The organism is Acidovorax radicis N35 (assembly GCF_000204195.1).
GTDB lineage: Bacteria > Pseudomonadota > Gammaproteobacteria > Burkholderiales > Burkholderiaceae_C > Acidovorax > Acidovorax radicis.
Genome location: NZ_AFBG01000019.1, coordinates 64,748 through 81,716 on the forward strand (window position 1 = coordinate 64,748; position 16,969 = coordinate 81,716).

The following is a 16,969-nucleotide window of genomic DNA, read 5'->3' on the forward strand; positions in this document are numbered from 1 at the left end:
ACAAGAATCCTAAAGTCACACGCTCGACCTCTCTCTCTTTTGCCCCTTCGACCGCGCAATTCCATGTCCACCTTCATGAATGATTTCGCCCAGCCCATCGGCGCCTCCGCGCCCGGCTGGACACCCCGCCCCCAACCCGCCGGCGTCACCCTGGTGGGCCGCCACTGCCGGCTGGAGCCGCTGCAGGTTGACCGCCACGCGGCCGACCTGGACACGGCCTACCGGCTCGCGCCGGACCCGCGCGCCTGGACCTACATGTTCATCGGCCCATTCGACACGCCCGAGGACTACCACCGCTATGCACAGAGCGCTGCACAGAGTACCGACCCTCGCCACTTCGCCGTGGTGGACAAGACCACAGGCAAGGCCGTGGGCACCCTGGCGCTGATGCGCATTGATCCCACCCATGGCGCCATCGAGGTCGGAAACGTGATGTTCTCGCCCCTGCTCCAGCAAACCCCCGCCTCCACCGAGGCGCAGTTCCTGCTCATGGCGTATGTGTTCGACACGCTGGGCTACCGCCGCTACGAGTGGAAGTGCGACAGCCTCAACGCCCCTTCGCGGCGCACGGCCGCGCGCCTGGGTTTCCAGTTCGAGGGCATCTTCCGCCAGGCCGTGGTCTACAAGGGCCGCAACCGCGACACCGCCTGGTTTTCCATCATCGACACCGAATGGCCCGGGTTGCGGCAGGTTTTCGAGGCCTGGCTGTCGGACGACAACCAGGATGCACAGGGGCGTCAGCGGCGCTCGCTGACGCAGGTGCGCGAATCACTGGGCTCAGGGGCTTCACAACCACCGCGCTGAAGGCATCGAGGAGTGCGGCGCCGTGCAGCACCTCCTGCACAAAAAGCAGGAATAACGGGCGTGCACTGGGTGCATACTCAATCGGCATAACCCGCTGCCCGCACGCAGCGCGTGCCCACCCTACACTTGCCGCGGGCGCCCTTCGCAGGGCCCACCCGCCCTCCCCTTCCTACAGAGCAAAAAACCATCTCAGGAGCATCACCCATGAACATACGACACACGCTGCTGGCCTCCAGCCTGGCGCTGGCGCTGGCCAGCCTCACGGCCTGCGGCAGCACACCCACCACGGCAGCAGCGCCCGCGCCCGCCGTACAGCAGACCGCATCGGCCCAGGCCGCCAGCGCCGCCTATGACTTCGACATGGACGTGTTCCACCCCGTGGTGGCGCGCAACGGCATGGTCGCCACCGAGCAGGAGCTGGCCTCGCAGATCGGCCTCGACATCCTGAAGGCCGGCGGCAACGCGGTAGACGCGGCCGTGGGCATCGGCTTTGCGCTGGCCGTGGCACTGCCCAATGCGGGCAACCTGGGCGGCGGCGGTTTCATGATGGTGCACGACGCCAAGACCGGCAAGAGCGTGGCCCTCGATTTCCGCGAAGTGGCGCCCATCAAGGCCACGCGCGACATGTACCTGGACGACAAGGGCAACGTGGTGGATGGCAAGTCGCTGTTCACCCACTACGCCGTGGGCGTGCCCGGCACCGTGGCCGGCATGGAGCATGCGCTCAAGACCTGGGGCACCCTGCCCCTGGCGCGCGTGATCGCCCCGGCCATCGAGCTGGCGGACCGGGGCTTCCCGGTGAGCGAAACCCTGGCGAAGATCCTGCAGCAGGAAAAGAAGAACATGGGCAAGTGGCCCGCCACCCAGGCCATCTTCTGGAAGAACGGCGAGCCCCTGAAGGTAGGTGACCCGCTGGTGCAGAAAGACCTGGCCCAGTCCATGCGCCTGATCGGCCAGCAGGGCGCCAAGGCGTTCTACGAAGGCGAGATCGCCCAGAAGATCGCTGCCGAGATGGCACCGCACGCCGGCGCCATCAGCCTGCAGGACCTGCGCGAGTACAAGGTGGCCGAGCGCGTGCCCACGCGCGGCACCTACCGCGGCTATGAGATCGTGACCATGCCGCCACCCTCCTCCGGCGGCCCGCACCTGGTGCAGATTTTGAACATGCTGGAGCCCCTGCCCCTGGCCCAGTGGGGCCCCAACAGCGCCCAGACCATCCACTACATGGCCGAGAGCATGAAGCTCGCGTACGCCGACCGCGCCGAGTACCTGGGCGACCCGGACTTCGTGAAGATCCCCCTCAAGGGACTGACCTCCAAGCGCTACGCCGAGTCGCTGGCCAAGGGCATCGACGGCAACACCGCGCGCAGCGGCAAGAGCATCAAGCCCGGCCAGCCCCAGCCGTATGAGAGCGACCAGACCACCCACTACTCGGTGGTGGACAAGGCCGGCAACGCCGTGGCCGTGACCTACACGCTGAACACCAACTTCGGCAGCGGCATCGTGGCCAAGGGCACGGGCATCCTGCTCAACAACGAGATGGACGACTTCTCGGCCAAGCCCGGCGTGGCCAATGCCTACGGCCTGGTCGGCGGCGACGCCAACGCGGTCGCGGCCAAGAAGCGCCCCCTGTCGTCCATGACCCCCACCCTGGTGCTCAAGGACGGCAAGCCCACTCTGGTGACCGGCAGCCCCGGCGGTGCACGCATCATCACCACGGTGCTGCAGACAGTGGTCAACACCATCGACTTCGGCATGAACCCCGCCGAAGCCGCTGCCGCACCCCGCGTGCACCACCAGTGGACGCCCGACGAGCTGCGCGTGGAAAAGGGCCTCTCACCCGACACCCTGGCCCTGCTCAAGCAACGCGGCCACAACATCGCAGTCAAGCCGTCGATGGGCCGCACGCAGACCATCCAGATTCGCGGCGGCGCGCTGTACGGCTACTCAGACCCGCGCAACCCGGATGGGAAGACGCTGGGGTATTGATTGCTACTCAATTAATAGCTACTACCGCTTGATGAACGTGCGGTAGCGGCCAATTTGAATCAGAAATCCCGCTCACCGAGAGGTGTGCGGGATTTTTTCTTTTCTTCAGCCCACGGCCACGATGCTGGATATGACCCGGCGCACATCCGCGACAACGCGATCTGGTAGCGTGGCAGCAGATTCAAGAGTGTTTTTTTGCAGCAGCATTTCGCTCGTGGGCACATTGCTTACCGTTGGCGACGGCCGCACTCCATCGAAGTAAAGCTGGTGCAACGACTGCCCGAGAGCCTGCAGAAAAAGTACGCACTCTCGCAACTTCTCGGGATCGATGGAAGTAGATCCATTCGATATCTCGCTTTCCTGGGCAACACCACGATGAGCAAAGATCTCATGCCGGAACGGTTTCACATCCGCGACGTAGAACTTCCGACGCTGCTCCACAGATTTTTTTAGCTGCTGGAAGTCAGCATATGTGGGAACAAATGCCAAATCTATCCGTTGCTGAGCCTGCTCTCTGGATTGCAGGCCATACCGGTCCATCTGGCGCTGTGTAAAAGCTGTGAGCTCGAAAATTTCGATATTGTCTACACAGTGCTTCAGTAGCCGATTCACGGAATAGTTGCGCCCCTCGGGATCGAAAATCCTTCCTAGCGTAACCACTGCGGACGTCAGCAGAGCATCCAAAGCCGTATTCCAGAACGTGGCTGCGCTACCCATTGCAGTCGTAGCGCTCTGGCTACCAAATATTGAAGCGTAGAGCGCATGCATTGAATAGACGTAACGAACAGCATCCCTGCATTCAGACTGGAATACCTCAAGCAGTTTTTCGAACTCATCAGAGGCTTCTGACATAGCCCACCTTTGATTTGGTCTCGGTAAGACCCAGTCTGCCATGACCCCGCCCTGGGAGAACTTCAGGTCGAAGCGACCTCCCCAATCTCAAAATTCGCCATCTTCTCCAGCGCCCGCACCATCGCCGAGTGGTCCCACCCCTGCCCGCCATGAGCCACGCAGGCGTTGAACAGCTCCTGCGCCATCGCCGTGTTGGGCAGCGGCACGCCCAGCTCCCGCGCGCTCGACAGCGCGAGGTTCAGGTCCTTCTGGTGCAGTCCGATACGAAAGCCGGGCTCGAACCTGCGCTGGATCATGCGTTCGGCATGCACCTCCAGGACCTTGGACGAGGCGAAACCGCCCAGCAGCGCCTGGCGCACGCGGGCCGGGTCGGCGCCCGCGCGGGCGGCGAAGAGCAGCGCCTCGGCCACGGCCTCGATGTTCAGGGCGACGATGATCTGGTTGGCCACCTTGGCGGTCTGGCCGTCGCCGTTGCCGCCCACCAGGGTGATGTTCTTGCCCAGGCGTTCGAACAGCGGTTTGATTCGCTCGAACACCGCCTCGGGGCCGCCGACCATGATGGACAGCGTGGCGTTCTTCGCGCCCAGTTCGCCGCCCGAGACGGGGGCGTCCAGGTACTGTGCGCCCAGGGCCTCGATGCGCGCCGCAAAGTCCTTGGTGGCCACGGGCGAAATGGAACTCATGTCCACCACCACCTTGCCCGTGTTGCCTTTGAGGCCCTGGGCCACACCGTCGGCGCCGAACAGCACCTTCTCCACATCGGGCGTGTCGGGCAGCATCAGAAAGACGATGTCGGCCCGCTCGGCCACGCCGCGCGCGGTGGTGCACTGCGTGGCGCTGCTCTCGGCAATCTGTGGTGCCACACGGCCCCGGGTGTGCACATACAGCTGGTGGCCCGCGGCGATGAGGTGGCCGCATAGGGGCGCGCCCATGATGCCCAGGCCGATGAAACCGAGTTTGAGGGGGGTGTCGGTCATGCTCTTGTTCTCCTTGTGTGGTGGTGATTCGTCGATCCGTGGGTTGTGGCTCATGCGGCAAGCGCCGTGCGCCACCCCAGGCCGATTTCCGTGGTGCGTGCAGGCCGGTACTCGCAACCCACCCAGCCGTCGTATCCGATGCGGTCCAGGTGCGCGAACAGGTAGCGGTAGTTGATCTCGCCCGTACCCGGCTCGTTGCGGCCGGGGTTGTCGGCCAGCTGCACGTGGCCGATGCGTTCCAGGTACTTTTGCAGCGTGGCCGCGATTTCGCCTTCGGTGCGCTGCGCGTGGTAGATGTCGTACTGCACAAAGGCGTTGCTGGCATCCACTTCGTCCAGGATGTCCAGCGCCTGGTCCGTGCGGGTCAGGTAGAAGCCCGGGATGTCGAAGGGGTTGATGGGCTCGACCAGCAAGCGCAGCCCGGCCGCCCTCAGCTCCGTGGCCGCGAAGCGCAGGTTCTCGACCAGGGTACGGCGCAGTACTGCAGCATCCACCCCTGCGGGTGTCTTGCCCGCCAGGCAGTTGAGCTGCGGCACGCCCAGCGCCTGTGCATAGGTGATGGCCTGGGCCACGCCGGCCCGAAACTCCACAATGCGTGCCGGATCGCAGGCAATGCCACGCTCGCCAGCAGCCCAGTCACCGGCGGGCAGGTTGTGCAGCACGATCTGCAGCTGGTGTTTGTCGATGCGCGCGCGGATGTCCTCCGCTGCAAACTCGTAGGGAAAGAGGAACTCCACGGCCTCGAAGCCAGTGCGCGCGGCGCGCTCGAAGCGGTCGAGAAAGGGAACCTCGGTGAACAGCATGCTGAGGTTGGCAGCAAAACGGGGCATGAAAAGTCTCCGGTAACACGAGGGAAAAAATGCGGCTCGCCTCAGTCCAGCAGGGCCAGGGCAGTGGGTGCGTCGGTGGGCTGCGTCGCCAGTTCCTCGAACTCGACGATGTTGTCGATCTCGGTGCCCATGGCGATGTTGGTCACACGCTCCAGGATCACCTCGATGACCACGGGGGTGCGGTGCTCGGCCATCCAGGCCTCGGCCTGGGCGAGGGCGGGCGCAAACTCTTCGGGGCGGTGCACGCGGAGGGCCTTGCAGCCCAGGCCCTCGACCACCTTCACGTGGTCCACGCCGTAGCCACGCGCCACCTCGCCCTCGGCCATGTTCACGTTGTCGAACGCGAGCTGCACGCAGTAGTCGATGCTGAACGTGCGCTGCGCCTGGCGGATCAGGCCCAGGTAGCTATTGTTGACCAGCACGTGGATGTAGGGCAGCTTGAACTGCGCGCCCACGGCCAGCTCTTCGATCATGAACTGGAAGTCGTAGTCGCCCGACAGCGCCACGATCTTGCGCGCCGGGTCGGCCACGCGCACGCCCAGGGCGGCGGGCACCGTCCAGCCCAGCGGGCCGGCCTGGCCGCAGTTGATCCAGTGGCGCGGCTGGTACACATGCAGAAACTGCGCGCCCGCGATCTGCGACAGGCCGATGGTGGAGACGTAGCAAACGTCCTTGCCCAGCGCGCGGTTCATGCACTGGTACACGCGCTGTGGCTTCATGGGCACGCTGTCGAAGTGGGTCTTGCGCAGGTAGTCCACGCTGTGCTTGCGGCCCTGGCACTCGGCCGCCCAGGCGCTGCGGTCGCGCAGCTGGCCCACGGCTTTCCATTCACGCGCCACCTCCACAAAGAGCTTGAGCGCAGCGCCCGCGTCGGAGACGATGCCGAAGTCGGGCGCAAACACGCGGCCGATCTGCGTGGGCTCGATGTCCACGTGCACGAACTTCCGGCCCCGGGTGTAGACATCGACCGAGCCCGTGTGCCGGTTGGCCCAGCGGTTGCCGATGCCCAGCACGAAGTCGCTGGCGAGCATGCTGGCATTGCCGTAGCGCTGGCTGGTCTGCAGGCCGCACATGCCGGCCATGAGCGGGTGGTCGTCGGGGATGCTGCCCCAGCCCATGAGCGTGGGGATCACCGGCACGCCCAGCAGCTCGGCCAACTGCACCAGCAGGTCCGATGCATCGGCATTGATGATTCCGCCACCCGCGACGATCAGCGGGCGCTCGGAGGCATTCAACATGCTCAGTGCCTTCTCGATCTGGGCGCGCGTGGCGGCGGGCTTGTAGGGCACCAGGGGTTCGTAGGTGTCGGGGTCGAACTCGATCTCGGCCAGCTGCACGTCGATGGGCAGGTCGACGAGCACCGGCCCGGGCCGGCCCGAGCGCATGAGGTGGAACGCCTGCTGGAACACCTGCGGCACCTGCGCGGGCTCCAGCACGGTGGTGGCCCACTTGGTCACGCTCTTGGCGATGCTGGCAATGTCCACGGCCTGGAAGTCCTCCTTGTGCAGGCGGGCACGCGGTGCCTGGCCCGTGATGCACAGGATGGGGATGGAGTCCGCGCTGGCCGAGTACAGCCCGGTGATCATGTCGGTGCCGGCAGGGCCGCTGGTGCCGATGCACACGCCAATGTTTCCGGCGACGGCGCGGGTGTAGCCCTCCGCCATGTGGCTGGCCCCCTCCACATGGCGCGCCAGGATGTGGCCGATGCCGCCGTGCGCCTTGAGCGCCGCATACAGCGGGTTGATGGCCGCGCCCGGCACGCCGAACGCGACGCTCACACCCTCTTTCTCCATCACCTTCACGGCGGCCTGGATGGCCTTCATTCTTGGCATTGCACATCTCCTTCGGTTGGGGTCGTTGATGTGGCAACTCTAGGCAAGCACCCTTTGCGGCGGAAGGTGGCGGCAGACCATAAAATTTATTCCACACAGGAATAAGCCACGGCGCACGCCCACGCCACCATGCACAACACAGGAGACAACCACGATGGACCGGCTCGATGCCATGGAAATGTTCGTGCGGGTGGTGGAGACCGGCAGCTTCACCAAGGTGGCCCGCGAGTTCGCCACCACGCAGCCCACGGTGACCAAGCAGGTGGCGGCGATGGAAGCACACCTGAAGGTGCGGCTGCTCAACCGCAACACGCGCGGCGTGAGCCTGACCGAGCCCGGCGCGCTGTACTACGAGAAGTGCAAGGCCATCGTGACCGACGTGGCCGAGGCCGAGAGCGTGGTGCGCGTGCGCCAGACGCAGGTGCACGGCCAGCTGCGGGTCGGCAGCTCGGTGGCTTTCGGGCGGCGCGTGGTGGTGCCGCTGGCGCTGGAGTTCATGGCCCAGAACCCGCAGGTGCAACTGGACCTGAGCTTTGAGGACCGCTACACCGACCTGGTGGCCCACGGCATCGATGTGGCGATCCGCCTGGGCAAGCTGGCCGACTCGGCCCTGGGTGCGCGCACGCTGGGCATGAACCCCTGGGTGCTGGTGGCCTCGCCCACCTACCTGCGCCGCCACGGCACGCCGCGCCGGCCGTCGGACCTGAAGGACCATTCGGCGCTGATCTACAGCAGCGTGCAGGGCAACGACCTGTGGCGGTTGCGCAATGCGAGCGGCGAGGCGGTGTCGGTGCCCGTCACCGGGCGGCTGCGGTCCAACAACCTCTCTGCGCTGCTGGCGGCGGCGCGCGCGCACATGGGCATCGCGGCGCTGCCGCACTACGTGGCGGTGGAATCGCTGGCGGCAGGGCGCGTGGTGGAGGTGCTCAAGACCTGCCGCCTGCCCGAGCAGGAGATCCATGCGGTATACCCGTCACCGCGGCTGGTGCCGCAGAAGGTGCAGGCCTTCGTCGCGTTTTTGCAGGGGCGGTTTGGCAAGGACTGGGTTGACGCTTTGCCGCGTGAGGGGGCTGCGAGGAAGTAAAGGATGGCTGGGAGATGACGAGGTTGCGCCCTAATTGGAGGCCCTCTCTCCCCAACCCTCTCCCGCGAGGGGAGAGGGGGTTAAGAAAGGTACGCCGGTGGTGGTTGTACGGTCTTGGCCGAGTCAGCCGCTTTTGCTGCAGCCTTCAAGCATGGCCGCAGGCGCAGCCGTTGCAAACATCCTGGCCGTCGTGACGCCCATCAAGCTCCCTCTCCCCTTGCGGGAGAGGGCTGGGGAGAGGGGTAATGATCAGGCACAGCGCCAGCAAAAACCCTGGACCTTATCGCCCTGCAGCCCAGGCACAGCCACCGCCAACCGCTACAAAATCAGGATCGCCCGGAAGTCATTGACGTTGGTGTGCGTGGGCCCCGTGACAACCAGATCGCCCAGCGCATCGAAATAACCATACGCATCGTTGCGGTCCAGATGGTCCGCGATGGACAGGCCGTGCGAGGTGGCACGCGCCAGGGTGTCGGGCACCACACGCGCGCCGGCGTTGTCTTCCACGCCGTCGATACCGTCGGTGTCCGCAGCCAACGCCCACACACCAGGCTGGCCCTGTAGCGCCTGCGCGAGCCCCATGCAGAACTCGCCCGCCCGGCCGCCCCGGCCCTTGGCAGCGCCGGGTGCGCGCGGGCGGATGGTGACGGTGGTCTCGCCGCCCGAGAGGATCACGCAGGGCCGTGCAAACGGCTGGCCATGCCTTGCCACAGCGCGGGCCAGCGCGGCGTGCACCTTGCCCACCTCGCGCGATTCGCCTTCGATCTCGTCGGAGAGGATGTACGCAGCCACACCGGCCGCACGCGCGGCCTCGGCAGCGGCCTCCAGCGACTGCTGGGGCGTGGCCGTCATGTGCACTACATGGTTCGCAAACACGGCGTCGCCGGGCTTGGGGGTTTCCAGCGCGCCTGCTTCCAGTGCAACGCGCACTGCGGGGGGCACGTCGATGCCATAGCGCGCCAGGATGGCCAGCGCATCGGCGCAGGTGGTGGCGTCGGGCACGGTGGGGCCGCTGGCGATCACCGAAGGGTCGTCGCCGGGCACATCGCTGATGGTGAGCGTGACCACCCGCGCAGGTGCGCAGGCCGCCGCCAGCCGCCCGCCCTTGATGCGCGAGAGGTGCTTGCGCACGCAGTTCATTTCGTCGATGGCTGCGCCGCTCTCCAGCAGGGCCTTGTTGATGCGCTGCTTGTCTTCGAGCGTGAGGCCATCTGCCGGCAGCGTGAGCAGGGCGGAGCCGCCGCCCGAGATCAGGCACAGCACCAGGTCGTTTTCGGTAAGGCCCTGCGTCAGCGCCAGGATGCGCTGCGCGGCGGCCAAGCCGGCCGCATCGGGCACGGGGTGCGCGGCTTCGACCACCTCGATGCGCTGCGGGTAGCCCTCGGGCCGGGGCGGCAGTCCCAGGAACGCCGCCTCACGCGGCGGCGTGTGGTGGTAGCGCGTGACGACCAGGCCCGACAGCGGCGCATCAACCGGCCACAGCGCCTCCACCGCCTGCGCCATGGCGCCACCGGCCTTGCCCGCACCCAGCACCAGGGTGCGGCCTCCGCTCTCACGGCTGGGCGGCGCGGGCAGAAAGGCGGCGGTGTTGTGCAGCGGCAGCGCACGGCGCACGGCCACCCGGTACAGGTATTCGAGGAACTCGGCGGGCTGGAAGACGGGATCGGGCACGTTGTCGTTGTTGGTCATGGTGGTCTCCGCGGGCGATTGTGGAGCAGTAACTCCAAGGTAACCGCGCGTGAAAGTCAAAAGTGCTTCAACCACCACCGCGCCGGCGGGCCCCCAACGGCAGGGCCCAACACGGGATAACCCCATGTTCTGGCTCGCAACACTTGTCTACAGTTCTTGTATGCAAGATTGATCACAGTGCCACCGTCTCCTTTCTTTCGTCAAAGGGTTCCCATGCTCCGCTTCCTCAACTCCTTGTTCGGCCGGGTGATCCTGGCCCTGATTGCCGGCGTGGCCGTCGGGCTGTTCTGGCCCGACACAGCCGTACAGCTCAAGCCTCTGGGCGACGGCTTCATCAAGCTCATCAAGATGCTGATTCCGCTCATCGTCTTTTGCGTGGTGGTGCATGGCATTGCCGGCACGGGTGACTTGAAGCGTGTGGGCCGGGTGGGCATCAAGTCGCTGATCTACTTCGAGGTGGTCACGTCCATCGCGCTGGTGTTGGGTCTGGCGCTTGCGTTCTGGTTCGAGCCGGGCGTGGGCATGAACGTGGACCCGAGTGCGCTGGACCCCAAGGCCATGGGCGCCTACGCGGAAAACGCCAGCAAACTCACGGGTGGCGGCTTCAGCGACTTTTTGCTCAAGCTCATCCCCACCACGGCCGTGAGCGCATTCGCCAATGGCGACGTGCTGCAAGTGCTGCTGTTCTCCATCATCTTTGGCTGCGCGCTGGCGCTGCTGGGCGAGCGCGGTGCGCGGGTCACCAGTCTGATCGAAGACCTGTCGCACGTGCTCTTCAAGACCATGGGCCTGATCATCAAGCTGGCGCCGCTGGGCGTGCTGGGTGCCATCGCGTTCACGGTGGGCAAGTACGGCATCGGCTCGCTCAAGCAACTGGGCATGCTGGTGGTGCTGTTCTATGCGGCGGTGTTCCTGTTCGTGGTGGTGGTGCTGGGCCTCATCATGCGGGTCTCGGGCTTCAGCCTGTTCAAGCTGCTGCGCTACCTGCGCGAGGAGCTGGCCGTGGTGTTCGCCACCACCTCGTCCGACAGCGTGCTGCCCCAGATCATGGCCAAGCTCAAGCACATGGGCATTCGCGATTCAACCGTGGGCCTGGTGATCCCCACCGGCTACTCGTTCAACCTGGACGCGTTCTCGATCTACATCACGCTGGCCGCCGTGTTCATCGCCCAGGCCACCAACACGCCGATCTCCATGGCCGACCTGCTGACCATCCTGGCAATCTCGCTGGTCACCTCCAAGGGCGCGCACGGCGTGCCAGGCTCGGCCATCGTGGTACTGGCGGCCACGCTGCATGCCATTCCGGCCATCCCGGCCATCGGGCTGGTGCTGGTGCTGTCGGTGGACTGGTTCATGGGCATTGCCCGCGCGCTGGGCAACCTGATCGGCAACTGCGTGGCCACCGTGGCCATCGCCGCGTGGGAAGGCGATATCGACCGCGAGCGCGCCCACGCCGTGCTGGACGGCCAGGCCGTGCCGCCGCAGCAGCAGTGACCGCATGCGACAAGCCAAGCCATAACAACCCACAACACCACGGCCCACCCCATGCCCCCTTCTACCGTTCTGACCCGCCGCCGTGCCATCGCAGGCGCTGCGGGCCTGTGCGCCCTTCCCTTCGGCTGGGGCCTCGCCGCCGCCCAGGGCAAAGGCGAACCCGACCAGCTGGACCGCATCCTGCGCAGCCGGGTGCTGCGCGTGGCAGTGCCGCAAGAGTTTCCGCCGTTCGGCTTCACGCGCAACGGCGTGGTCGATGGCTTTGACATTGCGGTGGCGCGCATGCTGGCCAGCGACCTGCGGGTGTCGCTCAAGATCCTACCCGTGGCCAGCGGCGACCGCCTGGCCGCCCTGCTCGAAGACCGGGTGGACCTGATCATCGCCAGCCTGGGCAAGACCGCAGAGCGCGAGCGCGAGATCGATTTCTCCACCGCTTACGCACCGACCTACATGGGCATCTTCAGTGACTCCGGCGCGGGTCCGGCGGACCTCGCCGCGCTCAAGGGCCGCCGTGTGGGCGTGGTGCGCGGCAGCCTGGAAGAGACCGAGTTCAAGGCCCAGGCACCGCACGCCACGGCCGTGGCATTCGACAGCTCGGCCCCCATGCTTGATGCGTACGTGCGCCGCAGCATCGACGCCTTTGCGGCGGGCAATGTGGTGGCTGAATCCATCCCGGATACCGCCCTGCGCGAGCGCATCAAACGGGTGGCCGTGCTGCGGCAAAGCCCCTGCCACATCGGCGTGCGCAAGCACGAGCCTCGCCTGCTGGCGCGGGTCGATGCCTTTCTGGCCCAGGCCCGGTCATCGCAAGCGCTCATGGTCAACGCCATGCACTGGTTCAAACACAGCCTGTCGCCAGAGATGTTCCGCGATGGCAAGGGCTGAGCAGGCGCGCCACACGCCGCGCGGTCCCCGCCCTCCCCCGCCTGCAGGCGCGTTCCCCGCCACCGGCACGAGAACTCTTCCACCATGATGACTTCGCTCCGCACCCGCATCCTGCTCATCACCACGGCGGCGGTCACTGCCGCCCTTGCGCTGACGGGCGCCGCCACCTATGCCATCGTGCGGTCGGCAACCCTGCAGACCATCGAGGACAACCTCACGGCCATCGCCTCGGGCAACGCGCTGGCCATCGAAAAATGGGTGTCGAGCAAATCCCTGGCCGTGCAGGCAGCCGCTGCCGCCGTGGAGCATGGCGACCCGCAGGGCATCGTCCTGCACATGAACAAGGCCAATGGCTTTCCCGTTACCACGGTGGGCTGGCAGGACAAGCGCTGGGTATCGAGCAGCCCCACCACACCACCCACCTATGACCCCACGGCGCGCCCCTGGTACCAAAGCGTGGTGAAGGCCGGCAAGCTGCTGGTCACCAAGCCCTACGGCGACGCGTCCACGGGCGAGCCTTTTGTGTCGTTCGCCGCGCCCATCCTGCGCGACGGAGCGGCACAAGGCGCTGTGAGCGGTGCGGTTCCGCTCAAGGGCGTGCAGGACGTGGTGGCCGCAGTGCACCCCACGCCCAGTAGCCTGGGCTTCGTGGTGGACAAGGACGGGCTGGTGCTGGCGCACCCCGATGCGCAGCGCATGCTCAAGCCCGCCTCAGAACTCTCGCCCGCGCTCACTCCCGCCGTGCTCGCAGCGCTGCCCGTTGCCAACCACGCGCTGGAGGCCACACTGGCAGGCTCTGCCAAGCTGCTGCGCGCACTGCCCGTGGCAGGCACCGACTGGTACCTGGTCGTCGCGCTGGACAAGGCCGAGGCCACCGCCGGCCTGGCGGGCGTGCTGCGCACCTCGGCCATCGCCATCGTGTTGCTGGCGCTGGCCGCTGCGGGTGTCAGCGCACTGCTCACGGCGCAGTCCTTTCGCCGGCTGTCGCAGGTGCGCGATGCGATGGACGAGATCGGCTCGGGTGGCGGCGACCTGACGCACCGGTTGCCCGTCACCGGGCACGACGAGGTGGCGCAGATCGCGTCCTCGTTCAACGCCTTCGTGGACAAGATCAGCACCGTGCTGCAGGACGTGCGCCAGGGCGTGGAATCCATGAAAACGGCCACCGACGAGATCAAGGCTGGCAACCACGACCTGTCCCACCGCACCGAGACATCGGCCAGCAACCTGCAGGAAACCTCTGCCTCGCTGTCGCAGCTCACAGCCACCGTGCAGCAGTCTGCAGATGCCGCAGCGCAGGCCGCACAACTGGCCCGCTCGGCCAGCGCCACCGCCACCCGGGGCGGCGAGGTGGTGGCGGACGCCGCGAGCACCATGGACGAGATTTCCAACGCCTCGGCACGCATCGGGGAGATCATCGGTGTGATCGACTCCATCGCCTTCCAGACCAACATCCTGGCACTGAACGCAGCCGTGGAGGCTGCCCGTGCGGGGGAGAACGGCCGGGGCTTCGCGGTGGTGGCCAGCGAGGTGCGCAGCCTGGCGCACCGCAGCGCCACGGCCGCCCGGGAGGTGCGGGCGCTCATAGACGCCTCGGGCGCCAGCGTGGCCACGGGCACCCAGCGCGTGCGCGCGGTTGGCGAGACCATGAACGAGATCGTGCACGGCATCCAGCGCGTGGCGCAGATCGTGGGGGAAATCAATGGCTCCATGACCGAGCAAAGTTCCGGCATCGGCCAGATCAACCAGGCCGTGGCCGAGATGGACCGCGCCACGCAGCAAAATGCAGCGTTGGTTGAAGAGTCCACCGCCGCATCGGGCGTGCTCAACGACCAGGCCCACCACCTCGCACGCACCGTCGCCGGCTTCCAGTTGGAGGCCTCGCGTGCGCCCATCCACGCGGGCTTGCCGGCCCTGCCCCGCTGACACAATCGACCCCATGAGCCTGAGCCAGACCCAGATCGCCCAACAGGTGGTGGAATCCATCCTTGCGCAGAAGCTCGCCCCCGGCGAACGCCTGGGCGAGCAGGAATTGGCCGACCTCTTCGGCGTAAGCCGCACGCTGGTGCGCGAGGCGCTGATGCAGCTGCAGGCACGCGGCTTTGTCGAAGTGCGCTCACGCCGGGGTTGGTACGTGGTGGAGCCTTCGGTGGAGGATGCGCGCGACGCGTTCTCGGCACGGCGCATCATCGAATCGGGCATCCTGGCCGACGCAGGCAAGCCGCTACAGACAGTGACCCGCCGCCTGCGTGCGCACATTGCCGATGAGCAGCAGGCCATCGAAGGCGCCGACGCGGCCACACGCGCCTTCCTGCTGGCGGATTTCCATGTCTGCCTGGCAGAGGCAATGGGCCACCGCAGCCTCAGTGACATCCTGCGCGACCTCACGGCGCGCACCACGCTGGCGGCCTCGCTGTACCAGTCGCAGCACGCGGCCAGCCAGTCCTGCGCCGAACACGCCGCCATCGTGGAGGCCCTGGAGGCCGGCGACACCGTGCTGGCCCGCGAACGCATGCTGGCCCACATCGGCCACGTGGAAGGCGCACTGAACTCCGGCCAGCCGCTGGTGCGGGACCGGCTGCGTGAATCCCTGGCACCGCTGACCGGCCAACGCGCCAAGGCAGCATCCACGCATCGGGGCTAGGTCCAGCCGCAGGCGCTGCGCGCCCCAGCCCCCAACGCCCCCAGCAGCCCACGTTTCGGGGCAGCGGTTTGCGGCTGCCCGTTCTAAGGGTTTACCGGGATAAGCGCGTCCCGTCATTTTGTATACGATTTTTGTATGGACTGTTGTGCACCATTTCGCACCAGTACCCATTTCGTATTCACACTGATCCACCCTAAGGACACGCCATGAACCTACCCGTACACCCCGTGGACGAACACCTGCCCCTGGGGCGACTTACGGCGCTGGGCCTTCAGCATGTGCTGGTGATGTACGCCGGCGCGGTGGCCGTGCCACTCATCGTGGGGCGGGCGCTCAACCTCACACCCGACCAGGTGGCCAAGCTGATCTCTGCCGACCTGTTCGTCTGTGGGCTGGTCACGCTGATCCAGGCACTGGGGGCGTCGCGCTGGTTCGGCATCCAGCTGCCCGTGATGATGGGCGTGACCTTTGCCTCGGTGGCCCCGATGATCTCGATGGCACAAAGCACGGGAGGCACGGCCGGAGCCGGACTGATCTTTGGATCGGTGATCGGGGCGGGCGTCATCTCCATCCTGATCGCGCCACTGGTGAGCCGCATGCTGCGGTTTTTTCCGCCCGTGGTCACCGGCACCATCATTGCGGTCATCGGCATCAGTCTGATGCGCGTGGGCATCAACTGGATCTTTGGCAACCCAGTGGGCCCCACGGCGCCCAATGTGGTGAACCCCGAGCACATCAAGTGGCTCAGCGAGATGCAGTCCGTCGCCGGGGCACCCGGCTCGTCCCTGCCCCCCGTGCCCAAGGGCTTTGCGGTGGTGCCCACGGTGCCCAACCCCAAATACGCCGACCTGACCGGCGTGGGCATCTCGGGCCTGGTGCTGCTGTCCATCCTGCTGATCGCCAAGTTTGCCAAGGGCTTCATCGCCAACATCTCGGTGCTGCTGGGCATCGTCATTGGTGCGGTGGTGGCCGTGGCGCTGGGCATGATGAACTTCGACAAGGTGGCCAAGGCGCAGTGGTTTGACCTGGTGCTGCCGTTCGAGATCGCCGGCCCCGTGTTCGACCCCATCCTGATCCTGACCATGACGCTGGTGATGATCGTGGTGATGATCGAATCCACCGGCATGTTCCTGGCCCTGGGCGAGATGACCGACCGCAAGGTGGACCAGGCCGCTCTGACGCGCGGCCTGCGCACGGATGGCCTGGGCACGCTGCTGGGCGGAATCTTCAACACCTTTCCGTACACCAGCTTCTCGCAGAACGTGGGGCTGGTGGCCGTCACCGGCGTCAAGAGCCGCTTTGTCTGCGTGGCCGGCGGCGTGATCCTGATCGTGCTGGGCGTGCTGCCCAAGATGGCGGCGCTGGTCGAATCGCTGCCCACCATGGTGCTGGGTGGCGCCGGGCTGGTGATGTTCGGCATGGTGGCGGCCACCGGCATCCGCATCCTGGGCGGGGTGGATTTCAAGCACAACCGCTTCAACGCCATGATCGTGGCCGTGTCGATCGGCGTGGGCATGATCCCGCTCATCGCGCCCAACTTCCGCCAGTGGATGCCGCATGCCATCCACCCCCTGATCGAATCCGGTATCCTGCTGGCCTCGATCGCGGCCGTGGCCCTGAACGTTTTCTTCAATGGCGCCAGCCGCGACACCTCCGCCGCTGTGAACGCCGCACGCCAGGCCGACGCCCACTAGCGTCCCGCCTGCCCGCTGCCCGGAAAATGCTCACCATCCAAGAACTGGCCACAGCCTGCTGGCCCCACCCCCTGACCGCACCGGCTGCCAGGGGGTTTTGGATTCATGCGGCATACGCATAAACCTGCATGCCAGCCAGCCGCACCATCGGGTACCCTTGTTTTGCATTCCGCCGAGGACTTCCAGGATTTCCGT

General features: G+C 66.3%; 13 protein-coding genes. 8 read left to right on the forward strand and 5 right to left on the reverse strand.

Features of this window, described 5'->3' with window-relative positions:
* The first annotated feature begins 63 nt into the window (after positions 1-63).
* A complete protein-coding gene (locus tag ARADN35_RS26170; protein ID WP_010461700.1) occupies positions 64-804 on the forward strand; it encodes a GNAT family N-acetyltransferase in 741 nt (246 codons plus the stop codon).
* A gap of 204 nt (positions 805-1,008) precedes the next feature.
* Complete coding sequence (ggt, locus tag ARADN35_RS0110105) at positions 1,009-2,793, forward strand: gamma-glutamyltransferase (RefSeq protein WP_010461701.1); 1,785 nt, start codon at positions 1,009-1,011, stop codon at positions 2,791-2,793.
* Between the two features lie 105 nt (positions 2,794-2,898).
* Here ggt and ARADN35_RS0110110 read toward each other — a convergent pair whose 3' ends face one another.
* The 4 genes from ARADN35_RS0110110 to gcl all read right to left on the reverse strand — a co-directional run bounded on the left by ARADN35_RS0110110 (position 2,899) and on the right by gcl (position 7,284).
* Positions 2,899-3,645 carry an AbiU2 domain-containing protein gene (locus ARADN35_RS0110110; RefSeq protein WP_010461713.1) on the reverse strand — a complete coding sequence of 249 codons (747 nt, stop codon included), beginning with the start codon at positions 3,643-3,645 and terminating at the stop codon, positions 2,899-2,901.
* 62 nt (positions 3,646-3,707) lie between these two features.
* Positions 3,708-4,622 (reverse strand): 2-hydroxy-3-oxopropionate reductase, encoded by a 915-nt coding sequence (glxR, locus tag ARADN35_RS0110115; protein WP_010461714.1) that lies wholly within the window; start codon positions 4,620-4,622, stop codon positions 3,708-3,710.
* A gap of 50 nt (positions 4,623-4,672) precedes the next feature.
* Entirely contained in the window at positions 4,673-5,452 is a 780-nt protein-coding gene (hyi, locus tag ARADN35_RS0110120) for a hydroxypyruvate isomerase (protein ID WP_010461715.1), read from the reverse strand.
* A 41-nt stretch (positions 5,453-5,493) separates the two neighbouring features.
* The gene (gene gcl / locus ARADN35_RS0110125) at positions 5,494-7,284 is read right to left on the reverse strand and encodes a glyoxylate carboligase (protein WP_010461716.1); all 1,791 of its coding nucleotides are present in this window, start codon (positions 7,282-7,284) and stop codon (positions 5,494-5,496) included.
* Between the two features lie 154 nt (positions 7,285-7,438).
* Here gcl and ARADN35_RS0110130 point away from each other — a divergent pair, with 154 nt between their 5' ends.
* A complete protein-coding gene (locus tag ARADN35_RS0110130) occupies positions 7,439-8,368 on the forward strand; it encodes a LysR family transcriptional regulator (RefSeq protein ID WP_010461717.1) in 930 nt (309 codons plus the stop codon).
* A 318-nt stretch (positions 8,369-8,686) separates the two neighbouring features.
* Here the strand turns inward: ARADN35_RS0110130 and ARADN35_RS0110135 are convergent, their stop codons facing one another.
* Positions 8,687-10,057 (reverse strand): glycerate kinase type-2 family protein, encoded by a 1,371-nt coding sequence (locus ARADN35_RS0110135; protein ID WP_010461718.1) that lies wholly within the window; start codon positions 10,055-10,057, stop codon positions 8,687-8,689.
* Between the two features lie 213 nt (positions 10,058-10,270).
* Here ARADN35_RS0110135 and ARADN35_RS0110140 point away from each other — a divergent pair, with 213 nt between their 5' ends.
* From ARADN35_RS0110140 to ARADN35_RS0110160, 5 genes are all read left to right on the forward strand, one after another.
* Positions 10,271-11,551 (forward strand): C4-dicarboxylate transporter DctA, encoded by a 1,281-nt coding sequence (locus ARADN35_RS0110140; RefSeq protein ID WP_010461719.1) that lies wholly within the window; start codon positions 10,271-10,273, stop codon positions 11,549-11,551.
* A 51-nt stretch (positions 11,552-11,602) separates the two neighbouring features.
* Positions 11,603-12,436, forward strand: a complete 834-nt coding sequence (locus ARADN35_RS26175) for a transporter substrate-binding domain-containing protein (protein WP_010461720.1) — start codon at positions 11,603-11,605, stop codon at positions 12,434-12,436.
* An 84-nt stretch (positions 12,437-12,520) separates the two neighbouring features.
* Positions 12,521-14,362, forward strand: coding sequence for a methyl-accepting chemotaxis protein (locus tag ARADN35_RS0110150; protein ID WP_010461721.1), 1,842 nt, complete (start codon positions 12,521-12,523; stop codon positions 14,360-14,362).
* A 13-nt stretch (positions 14,363-14,375) separates the two neighbouring features.
* The gene (locus tag ARADN35_RS0110155) at positions 14,376-15,080 is read left to right on the forward strand and encodes a GntR family transcriptional regulator (protein ID WP_010461722.1); all 705 of its coding nucleotides are present in this window, start codon (positions 14,376-14,378) and stop codon (positions 15,078-15,080) included.
* A gap of 206 nt (positions 15,081-15,286) precedes the next feature.
* Complete coding sequence (locus tag ARADN35_RS0110160; RefSeq protein ID WP_010461723.1) at positions 15,287-16,774, forward strand: nucleobase:cation symporter-2 family protein; 1,488 nt, start codon at positions 15,287-15,289, stop codon at positions 16,772-16,774.
* Positions 16,775-16,969: the final 195 nt, after the last annotated feature.

Excerpts from the sequence above, each read along its gene's own strand:
- ARADN35_RS26170 (WP_010461700.1), top strand. The coding sequence starts at position 64 with ATGTCCACCTTCATGAATGATTTCGCCCAGCCCATCGGCGCCTCCGCG.
- ggt (WP_010461701.1), top strand. The coding sequence starts at position 1,009 with ATGAACATACGACACACGCTGCTGGCCTCCAGCCTGGCGCTGGCGCTG.
- ARADN35_RS0110110 (WP_010461713.1), bottom strand. The coding sequence starts at position 3,645 with ATGTCAGAAGCCTCTGATGAGTTCGAAAAACTGCTTGAGGTATTCCAG.
- glxR (WP_010461714.1), bottom strand. The coding sequence starts at position 4,622 with ATGACCGACACCCCCCTCAAACTCGGTTTCATCGGCCTGGGCATCATG.
- hyi (WP_010461715.1), bottom strand. The coding sequence starts at position 5,452 with ATGCCCCGTTTTGCTGCCAACCTCAGCATGCTGTTCACCGAGGTTCCC.
- gcl (WP_010461716.1), bottom strand. The coding sequence starts at position 7,284 with ATGCCAAGAATGAAGGCCATCCAGGCCGCCGTGAAGGTGATGGAGAAA.
- ARADN35_RS0110130 (WP_010461717.1), top strand. The coding sequence starts at position 7,439 with ATGGACCGGCTCGATGCCATGGAAATGTTCGTGCGGGTGGTGGAGACC.
- ARADN35_RS0110135 (WP_010461718.1), bottom strand. The coding sequence starts at position 10,057 with ATGACCAACAACGACAACGTGCCCGATCCCGTCTTCCAGCCCGCCGAG.
- ARADN35_RS0110140 (WP_010461719.1), top strand. The coding sequence starts at position 10,271 with ATGCTCCGCTTCCTCAACTCCTTGTTCGGCCGGGTGATCCTGGCCCTG.
- ARADN35_RS26175 (WP_010461720.1), top strand. The coding sequence starts at position 11,603 with ATGCCCCCTTCTACCGTTCTGACCCGCCGCCGTGCCATCGCAGGCGCT.
- ARADN35_RS0110150 (WP_010461721.1), top strand. The coding sequence starts at position 12,521 with ATGATGACTTCGCTCCGCACCCGCATCCTGCTCATCACCACGGCGGCG.
- ARADN35_RS0110155 (WP_010461722.1), top strand. The coding sequence starts at position 14,376 with ATGAGCCTGAGCCAGACCCAGATCGCCCAACAGGTGGTGGAATCCATC.
- ARADN35_RS0110160 (WP_010461723.1), top strand. The coding sequence starts at position 15,287 with ATGAACCTACCCGTACACCCCGTGGACGAACACCTGCCCCTGGGGCGA.